This is a genomic window from Neobacillus terrisolis (genome assembly GCF_051233475.1).
In the GTDB taxonomy this organism is placed as follows: Bacteria; Bacillota; Bacilli; order Bacillales; family Cytobacillaceae; genus Bacillus_BU.
On record NZ_JBKFGH010000037.1, the window covers coordinates 65,531 to 73,743 of the forward strand.

Annotated in this window: 6 protein-coding genes, 10 tRNA genes and 1 rRNA gene; all 17 read right to left on the reverse strand. The window is 39.3% G+C overall.

The window, feature by feature from the left end; all coding sequences use genetic code 11:
- Positions 1-611: 611 nt before the first annotated feature.
- The 17 genes from glmM to rrf all read right to left on the reverse strand — a co-directional run bounded on the left by glmM (position 612) and on the right by rrf (position 8,090).
- Positions 612-1,964, reverse strand: coding sequence for a phosphoglucosamine mutase (gene glmM, locus ACI48O_RS19905; RefSeq protein ID WP_435563586.1), 1,353 nt, complete (start codon positions 1,962-1,964; stop codon positions 612-614).
- Between the two features lie 33 nt (positions 1,965-1,997).
- Positions 1,998-3,233, reverse strand: a complete 1,236-nt coding sequence (locus tag ACI48O_RS19910; protein ID WP_435563587.1) for a CdaR family protein — start codon at positions 3,231-3,233, stop codon at positions 1,998-2,000.
- Complete coding sequence (gene cdaA, locus ACI48O_RS19915; protein ID WP_435563588.1) at positions 3,226-4,053, reverse strand: diadenylate cyclase CdaA; 828 nt, start codon at positions 4,051-4,053, stop codon at positions 3,226-3,228. The genes ACI48O_RS19910 and cdaA overlap by 8 nt, the downstream gene beginning before the upstream one ends.
- Before the next feature lie 302 nt (positions 4,054-4,355).
- Positions 4,356-4,979, reverse strand: a complete 624-nt coding sequence (locus ACI48O_RS19920) for a zf-HC2 domain-containing protein (RefSeq protein ID WP_435563589.1) — start codon at positions 4,977-4,979, stop codon at positions 4,356-4,358.
- A gap of 16 nt (positions 4,980-4,995) precedes the next feature.
- Entirely contained in the window at positions 4,996-5,559 is a 564-nt protein-coding gene (gene sigW, locus ACI48O_RS19925; RefSeq protein ID WP_435563590.1) for an RNA polymerase sigma factor SigW, read from the reverse strand.
- A gap of 239 nt (positions 5,560-5,798) precedes the next feature.
- Complete coding sequence (gene rocF, locus ACI48O_RS19930) at positions 5,799-6,695, reverse strand: arginase (protein WP_435563591.1); 897 nt, start codon at positions 6,693-6,695, stop codon at positions 5,799-5,801.
- A 253-nt stretch (positions 6,696-6,948) separates the two neighbouring features.
- A tRNA-Ala gene (locus ACI48O_RS19935) sits at positions 6,949-7,024 on the reverse strand.
- 8 nt (positions 7,025-7,032) lie between these two features.
- Positions 7,033-7,104: transfer RNA gene (locus ACI48O_RS19940), tRNA-Gly, on the reverse strand.
- 79 nt (positions 7,105-7,183) lie between these two features.
- A tRNA-Lys gene (locus ACI48O_RS19945) sits at positions 7,184-7,256 on the reverse strand.
- Between the two features lie 6 nt (positions 7,257-7,262).
- Positions 7,263-7,337: transfer RNA gene (locus tag ACI48O_RS19950), tRNA-Gln, on the reverse strand.
- A gap of 80 nt (positions 7,338-7,417) precedes the next feature.
- Positions 7,418-7,502: transfer RNA gene (locus tag ACI48O_RS19955), tRNA-Tyr, on the reverse strand.
- An 8-nt stretch (positions 7,503-7,510) separates the two neighbouring features.
- Positions 7,511-7,586 (reverse strand) — tRNA-Thr (locus ACI48O_RS19960).
- 4 nt (positions 7,587-7,590) lie between these two features.
- Positions 7,591-7,666 (reverse strand) — tRNA-Val (locus ACI48O_RS19965).
- A gap of 5 nt (positions 7,667-7,671) precedes the next feature.
- Positions 7,672-7,746: transfer RNA gene (locus tag ACI48O_RS19970), tRNA-Glu, on the reverse strand.
- Between the two features lie 21 nt (positions 7,747-7,767).
- Positions 7,768-7,840 (reverse strand) — tRNA-Thr (locus tag ACI48O_RS19975).
- 39 nt (positions 7,841-7,879) lie between these two features.
- Positions 7,880-7,954: transfer RNA gene (locus ACI48O_RS19980), tRNA-Asn, on the reverse strand.
- A 19-nt stretch (positions 7,955-7,973) separates the two neighbouring features.
- Positions 7,974-8,090, reverse strand: a 5S ribosomal RNA gene (rrf, locus tag ACI48O_RS19985).
- Positions 8,091-8,213: the final 123 nt, after the last annotated feature.

Here is an 8,213-nt window from a genome sequence, read left to right on the forward strand (position 1 = left end):
TTATCTCTGTATTTTATTTTTTGAAAGGGTGTTTCCCTATCGTTCTTTGCGCATTCCTTTCTTTTTGTCCACTAGGTTACCCTGGTGTTTTGGAGAAAAGGATTTTCGGTTGTGCGTCAACAACCGGGAGGCATCCGCCGAAGTTTCGATAAACCTCCTCCTCGTCAACTAATCGACTCAGATTAGTTCAGGCGCTTTAACATGTTATGAACTTGACTACCCTCCTTTGGTTAATTATATGCAAAAAATCAAGGATAATCATATAACAGTTTTCCCTATAAGTCAATTGTTGAACAAATCAAAACTTACGGGAAGTTTTTCTAAAAGGTGTGTTAAACTTGACTGTTGATTTCCGCTCCAGGCGCTTGCTTTCCGCGGGGCGGGCGGTGAGCCTCCTCGGAGCTAAAGCTCCTGTGGGGTCTCACCTGTCCCGCTGCTCCCGCAGGAGTCAAGCGCCTTCCGCTCCAATCAACATTGCGTAAAAAGTCTACACTGAGCTTTAACACAGCCTTCTAAAAAAAGAGGAAAATGTTACCGCTTCCCGTTTACATTTATCCTCTAATAAAAAATATGCATAAGAGAGACCAAAGGTTCTCTTATGCATATGTTCTTTATTCCTCTTTTAAGCCCATTTCCTGACGGACGACTTCTGCAATGCTATTTACAAATGCCTGACAACTTTCTTCAGTTGGTGCTTCAACCATAACCCGAACTAATGGTTCAGTTCCTGAAGGACGAACCAGTACACGTCCGTTACCATTCATTTCAGCTTCCACGGCACTGATCACTTGTTTTACCTTTTCATTATCTGTTACATGATTTTTATCGGTAACTTTGATATTGACTAAAGCCTGAGGAAACTTTTTCATTTCAGCAGCAAGCTCTGAAAGTGGCTTTTCCGTTACCTTCATAATATTCACAAGCTGCAAGCCTGTTAATAATCCATCTCCAGTGGTGTTGTAATCAAGGAAAATGATATGTCCTGACTGCTCTCCACCAAGATTATAGCCCTTTTTCTTCATTTCTTCGACAACATAACGATCCCCAACCGCTGTCTGGGCGCTTTGGATATCATGTGCCTCTAGAGCCTTATAAAAACCAAGATTGCTCATCACTGTTGAAACAACCGTTCCATGCTTTAGGCGGCCTTGCTCTTTTAAATATTTCCCGCATATATACATGATTTGGTCACCATCAACAATCGTGCCATTTTCATCGATTGCGATCAAACGGTCGCCATCACCATCAAAGGCTAGACCAATATCTGCACCTTTTTCTCTTACAAATTTCGCCAAAGCCTCAGGGTGAGTAGAGCCTACCCCTTCATTAATATTTAATCCATTTGGGGATGCACCCATCGTCGATATATTAGCATCTAAATCAGCAAACAAGTATGTTGCTAATGAAGATGTCGCTCCGTGTGCACAGTCTAGTGCAACATGGATACCAGAAAAATCCTCATCTACCGTTTGTTTTAAATACTGAAGGTATTTTTGACCACCTTCGAAATAATCATTAACTTGTCCAAGATTGGCTCCAACAGGTCTTGGTAATTGGTCCTCTTCCAAATCTAATAATTCCTCAATTTCAGCTTCCTGCTCGTCAGAAAGCTTGAAGCCATCCGGTCCGAAAAATTTAATTCCGTTATCTGCTACCGGATTATGTGAGGCTGAAATCATAACCCCCGCCTGGGCACCAAGTGCTTTTGTTAAATAGGATACACCAGGAGTTGAAATAACACCTAACCTCATTACTTCCGCACCTATGGATAACAACCCGGCAACTAGCGCTCCCTCAAGCATATGGCCTGAAATTCGCGTATCTCTTCCAATTAAAACCTTTGGTCGATCTTTATCTTTTGTTAGCACGTAACCTCCGAATCGACCTAATCTAAACGCAAATTCCGGTGTCAATTCGCTGTTTGCCACTCCGCGAACACCATCGGTACCGAAATATTTTCCCATTATAACTATCGCTCCTTCATCATTTCCTATGATTTATACTCCATCTTTTTTAACGATTGTAATTTTCGCAAGATCCTTTTCTAATCTTAACGTGACGTTATTAGGACCATTTGCGGTAATTGGCACCTCATGTTCACCTTCACCTAAATTGGTAACATTTACCGAAACATCAAAATCTGCAGCCGTTAAACGCCTAACCGTTTCACTTGAGCCTGATATTGAAAAAGAAATTTTCCCATTCAATGGGTCCCTAAAAAGGATATCATAAGCTTCTCCCAGGCCCTCTGGTTTAATTGAGAAATTTGTAAGTGTTTTTTGTTCTAATTTGCTAACCTTAATCGTTGCCTTCACCACTTCTGGTGTTACTTTAGAAATCCCTTCAGGAACGATAACCGGCAGCGTAAGTACTGTTTCTTCCGTTATGGCTGATATATCAACCTCAACCCTTACACTTTCCGTTTCCTTTACTACGTCTTCTATACCGCTTATTTTGGCCTCTTTACTATCTAAAATAATACTATCAATAACAATGCCACTTTGTGCTGTTCCTTTTTGAATCACATTAATAGGTACTGTCTTATTCGTGTTTTTAACAGGAACGGTCACTTGTACTGTTTCAGGTTCAATCGTGACATTTAATTTGTTTAACTGCTGGTCAAACGCAAGTACTTTTGCATTTTTTGAAATCGTTTCTTGAACCGGTCCACTAACATCAACCGTTGCCTTTACATAGCTAATTTTCTGAATATCGCTTTTTGCACCTGTTATTTCAACCTTATTTGGTTTGACAACAGGTTGTTCAGCTACATATCCTTCATCAAGTAGATCTTGATTAAACTCCGCTTGTACTTTGAATTCCTTTGTTATTTTTTCCTGTACTGTTACTTTTGCAGATGTTGGTTTAATCGTTACCGTTAGTTTATCCGATATTTCTTTCACTTTAAATTTCACATTCTGGGTCCCAATCTTCGCATCGGTTAAATCAACGAATACTTCAAAATTTTTCAATGCTTTTGTTGATTGGACAATACTTTTTGGGCCTTCAATCGTAACATCTACAGTTTCAGGAACACCGGATACAACAAAGTTATCCGTGTCAAAATAACTTTTCACCGGCATGTTTTCAATTGTTTCAACATTTTGGCTGGAGGGAACATTCTCTTCTGTTCCCTTCTCTCCTGTCCCATCTGAAACAGAAGAAAATAGCAGGAATGCAAGAACTAAGGCAACACCTTTTATAAACCATGGATTATCCATAAATTTATCCATTTCTTTTTCCCCTCCAATTCCAACGAGCGGAAGAAGTTGGTTTTGTTTTATTTCTTGTTACCAATTCATTTTCTAATAAACTTTTAAATGCATCTAACTGAAGACCGCGATGTAATTCACCGTTTTTTGTTAATGATATATTACCCGTTTCTTCTGAAACAATAACGGTCACACTGTCTGTTACTTCACTAATACCCAGCGCTGCTCTATGACGTGTACCTAATTCCTTCGAAATAAATGGGCTCTCTGATAAAGGCAAATAACATGCAGCTGCTGCAACGATATTTTTTTGAATAATAACTGCACCATCATGTAATGGTGTATTTGGAATAAAAATATTGATTAGTAATTCCGATGAAATATTAGCATTTAAAGGAATCCCTGTTTCAATATAGTCACTCATTCCCGTCTCTCTTTCAATTGAGATTAGGGCTCCTATTCTCCGTTTGGCCATATAATCCGTTGCTTTAACAATCGCCTCAACTAACTTATCTTGATCATCTTCCTCTTGAATACCGCTTCTAGAGAAAAACTTGCCCCTTCCCAATTGCTCAAGGGCTCGCCGTAACTCGGGCTGAAAGATAATGATGATTGCTAGGAACCCCCATGTGATGATATTTCCCATGATCCAACTTAACGTATTGAATCCAAGGTTATCACTAATAAATTTCACTAGCAGGATGACAAAGATCCCTTTTAGTAGTTGAACAGCTTTTGTTCCTCTTATTAAATTAATTAATTTATATATGACGTACCAAACAAGGAGAATGTCAACAATATCGGCAAGTGAGCCCAATATATTAAAATTTCCAATCGACATGGTATTTCCCCCAACAGTTTAGTGGAAAGCAAAGTCCCCTTCATTTTACATAAATCAAATTTTTTTACACAGTCTCCTATGTCTATTGAAATGATTTAATTTGGATCTTTTATAAACAAAGGTATGGTATTCTTAGTGTTTAGATCTATGTAACTTTTTTATTATACCATATTTCGTAAAGCTATTATGATTCTTTGCTATATTAAGTCCGATAAGAGATATAGCTTAACATAGTATAATGAATTCTTAATCATTTTCATAGTAAGGAATGAAAAACAGTCACCCGTAAAGAGTGACTGCTACTAATGATCATTAGTATTAAAAACAGAAATCACCTTGTTATACGTTCGTTTCATTTGATACCATAGCCAATCAAATACCTTATTGACTTCTTCAATCTCGCCGGTAACATGACCTGCTGAAGCAAGATAATGATCCCCATTTATCACCGTAACGTCTCCTTGTACTTCCCCTTCGATTCTTAATTCTCCATTTCTAACAATCACATCGCCCTTTACAACTTTTCCCTCCGGTACAATTACCTTGTGATTTTGAACGACTAGGTTGGATTGGTTTGTAACAGAAAATTTGTGATCATTCTGCCAACTAGAAACTAAGCTTCCCGTCATTAGCACTAAAAACACGGATGCAGCTGTCATTAAAGGGTGAAGCTTCATCCAGCTTTGGAATCCTACTTTTCTTCTTACTGGAGGCAATTTAGCCATAACATTGACGGTAAAATTATCGGGTGCTTGTATTTGGGACGAACCTTGGATGAAGGTAACAGTTTTTTTAAGCTGCTGAAAATAGGCAAAACATTCACTGCAAGAATTTAAATGCTCAGTTAATTTCTTTTCATTATCAGGTGATAGTTCTTCATCAAAATACTCATGCATTAATTGGATTACTTCTTCTGTACATTTCACGGTTATCACCCTCCCATTAAACATAGCGTAATTGGTTCCGTAATGCTTCGCGCCCCCGATGAATTCTTGTTTTCACTGTCCCTAGCGGCATTTCGAGAATTTCACTAATCTCATTTAATGAAAGCTCTTCAATATACTTTAAAATAATCACCGTCCGATATTTATCCGGTAATTTTGATATTTCATGTTGAATTTGCGAGTGAACTTCCATACTTTCTAATTCATCTTCTGGTAAAACGGTTTCTGCAGGTATTTGTGAATACATGGTTAAACCTTCTGTTCCAGCTATTTCGGCATCTAAATAATAATCTGGCTTCTTTTTCCTTAGCCGGTCTATACAAAGATTTGTAGCAATTCGATAAAGCCATGTGGAAAATTTAAGTTTGATATTAAAGCTGGCAAGATTAACATAGGCTCGGATAAAAGCTTCTTGGGCAACATCTTCAGACTCGTGCTTATTTCCTAACATTCGATAGCATAACTGGTAAACCTTGTCCTTATATATATCAACAATTTCTTCAAAAGCGTTTTGATCGCCCTTTAATACTTGTTTTATCCGTTTCTTGACGATTTCTTCCATTCATTTACCTCCGCTCTATGCGGCTATACGATATACGAATCGATAGCGGAAAAGGTTTCATTTTTTTTCTACATTTTTTTACTTCCTTTATCTTAGCAAATCCACTCTAATAAGTTTAGCGTAATTAGCCAAATAAAAATAATTTCACTTCTCAACCAGCAAAAGAAAGCCGCCATGTTTTTTTAGGCAGCTTTAATCAAGTATTCAAAGGTACTAACAAATATTTTTATATACAGTATTTAAAGAAGTTTTTCGCCAAATAATGAACCCATTAACGAAACTGCAACAGTAGCAGTTTTATTTCTTTCATCCAGGATAGGATTTACCTCAACAAATTCGGCTGACGTAATAAAATCTGCTTCAGCCAGCATCTCCATGGCTAAATTACTTTCACGATAGCTGATTCCCCCAATTACCGGCGTCCCAACTCCTGGTGCATCATGTGGATCTAACCCATCTAAGTCAAGTGACAAATGAACTCCATCTGTTCGATCTTTTAAATAGGAGATGGTTTCCTCCATCACCTTCGTCATTCCTAAACGATCTACTTCATGCATGGTGTAGACTTTAATTCCTTTTTCTCGAATTAACTCTTTTTCTCCTTCATCTAATGCCCTAGCACCAACTATTACAATATTTTCTGGTTTAATTTTAGGAGAATAGCCCCCTAGCTCTGTAAGCAACGGATGACCGATACCTAAGCTTATGGCTAAAGGCATTCCATGAATATTTCCAGAAGGCGAGGTTTCTGCAGTATTTAAATCACCGTGGGCATCATACCAAATGACGCCTAAATTTTGATAGTGTTTTGCTACTCCTGTAAGCGTCCCGATCGCAATACTATGGTCCCCACCCAGTATAAGCGGAAAAGCTCCAGAGGCTACAACTTCATTTACTTTTTCAGCAAGCATGCAGCTTTTTTCGGCAACTAGTTCTAAATTCCTTAAATTTGTATCCTTCCGAATAACTACTTCCGGTCTTCCAATTGGAATATCACCAAGATCATCAACTATATATTGTAAGCTTTTCAGCCTTTCAATCATTCCAGCATATCTCATTGCACTTGGACCCATATCGACTCCTCGACGCAATTGACCTAAGTCCATAGGCATCCCGATTATCGAAATCTTCCTCATCACTCTTCCCCCCAGCATTCTTTATATTTTAACTGTTCAGAATTTAGTGTACCTTTTCATTTTACCCCCTTTCTTTTAAATGACTCAACTCAACAAAATTGTGTATATATATGCGAATTTACTTTTTATCAAAACTATACTTCGTAACTTTAAAAATAAAATATGACAAAAGCTTACCTGCAGAAAATGCAAAAAAATGCATAAAAAAACCTTAACCCGATTCGGTTAAGGCGTAAGATTTCTATGTAGTGTATGGTGGAGCCTAGCGGGATCGAACCGCTGACCTCCTGCGTGCAAGGCAGGCGCTCTCCCAGCTGAGCTAAGGCCCCATTATTTAAGCGGAAGACGGGATTCGAACCCGCGACCCCCACCTTGGCAAGGTGGTGTTCTACCACTGAACTACTTCCGCATAAAAATAGTTTATTATGTTCATTCCAAAAATGCCAATTGGATAAATAAAAAAAACCTGATATAGTATCAAGTTATTATGAGCCATGAAGGACTCGAACCTTCGACCCTCTGATTAAAAGTCAGATGCTCTACCGACTGAGCTAATGGCTCATCATATGGCTGGGCTAGCAGGATTCGAACCTACGAATGACGGAGTCAAAGTCCGTTGCCTTACCGCTTGGCTATAGCCCAATGATTTGACAATGTAACTAATATTCAAAATAAAAAGGACACTAGGTATCTTGTCCATTTTGATGAAAGTAATATTAGAATGGTGGAGGGGGACGGATTCGAACCGCCGAACCCTGAGGGAGCGGATTTACAGTCCGCCGCGTTTAGCCACTTCGCTACCCCTCCAAAAAAAATGGTGCCGGCTAGAGGACTTGAACCCCCAACCTACTGATTACAAGTCAGTTGCTCTACCAATTGAGCTAAACCGGCAAGATGGTGGAGGATGACGGGCTCGAACCGCCGACCCTCTGCTTGTAAGGCAGATGCTCTCCCAGCTGAGCTAATCCTCCACAAATGGTGACCCCTACGGGATTCGAACCCGTGTTACCGCCGTGAAAGGGCGGTGTCTTAACCGCTTGACCAAGGGGCCATTTTTTTAAGTTTTACAGAGAGCTTCCAACCGGGCTCGAACCGGTGACCTCTTCCTTACCATGGAAGTGCTCTACCTGCTGAGCTATGGAAGCATAATACCAAGCCCAAAGACTTTATGTTGAAATAAAGTTTGGCTCCGCAGGTAGGACTCGAACCTACGACCGATCGGTTAACAGCCGATTGCTCTACCACTGAGCTACTGCGGAATAATAAAATTTTGTAACTGCCCGGCAGCGTCCTACTCTCACAGGGGGAGAGCCCCCAACTACCATCGGCGCTGAGAAGCTTAACTTCCGTGTTCGGTATGGGAACGGGTGTGACCTTCTCGCTATCGCCACCAGACTATTTTATAAGACATTATTTATTATAATGACTTTTTTACATTTTGCAAGAGAAATTTTTCATTCTCTCAAAACTAGATAATGAAGAAGAAGTTGTAAAACGAGTTCACCTGGAACTTAATTT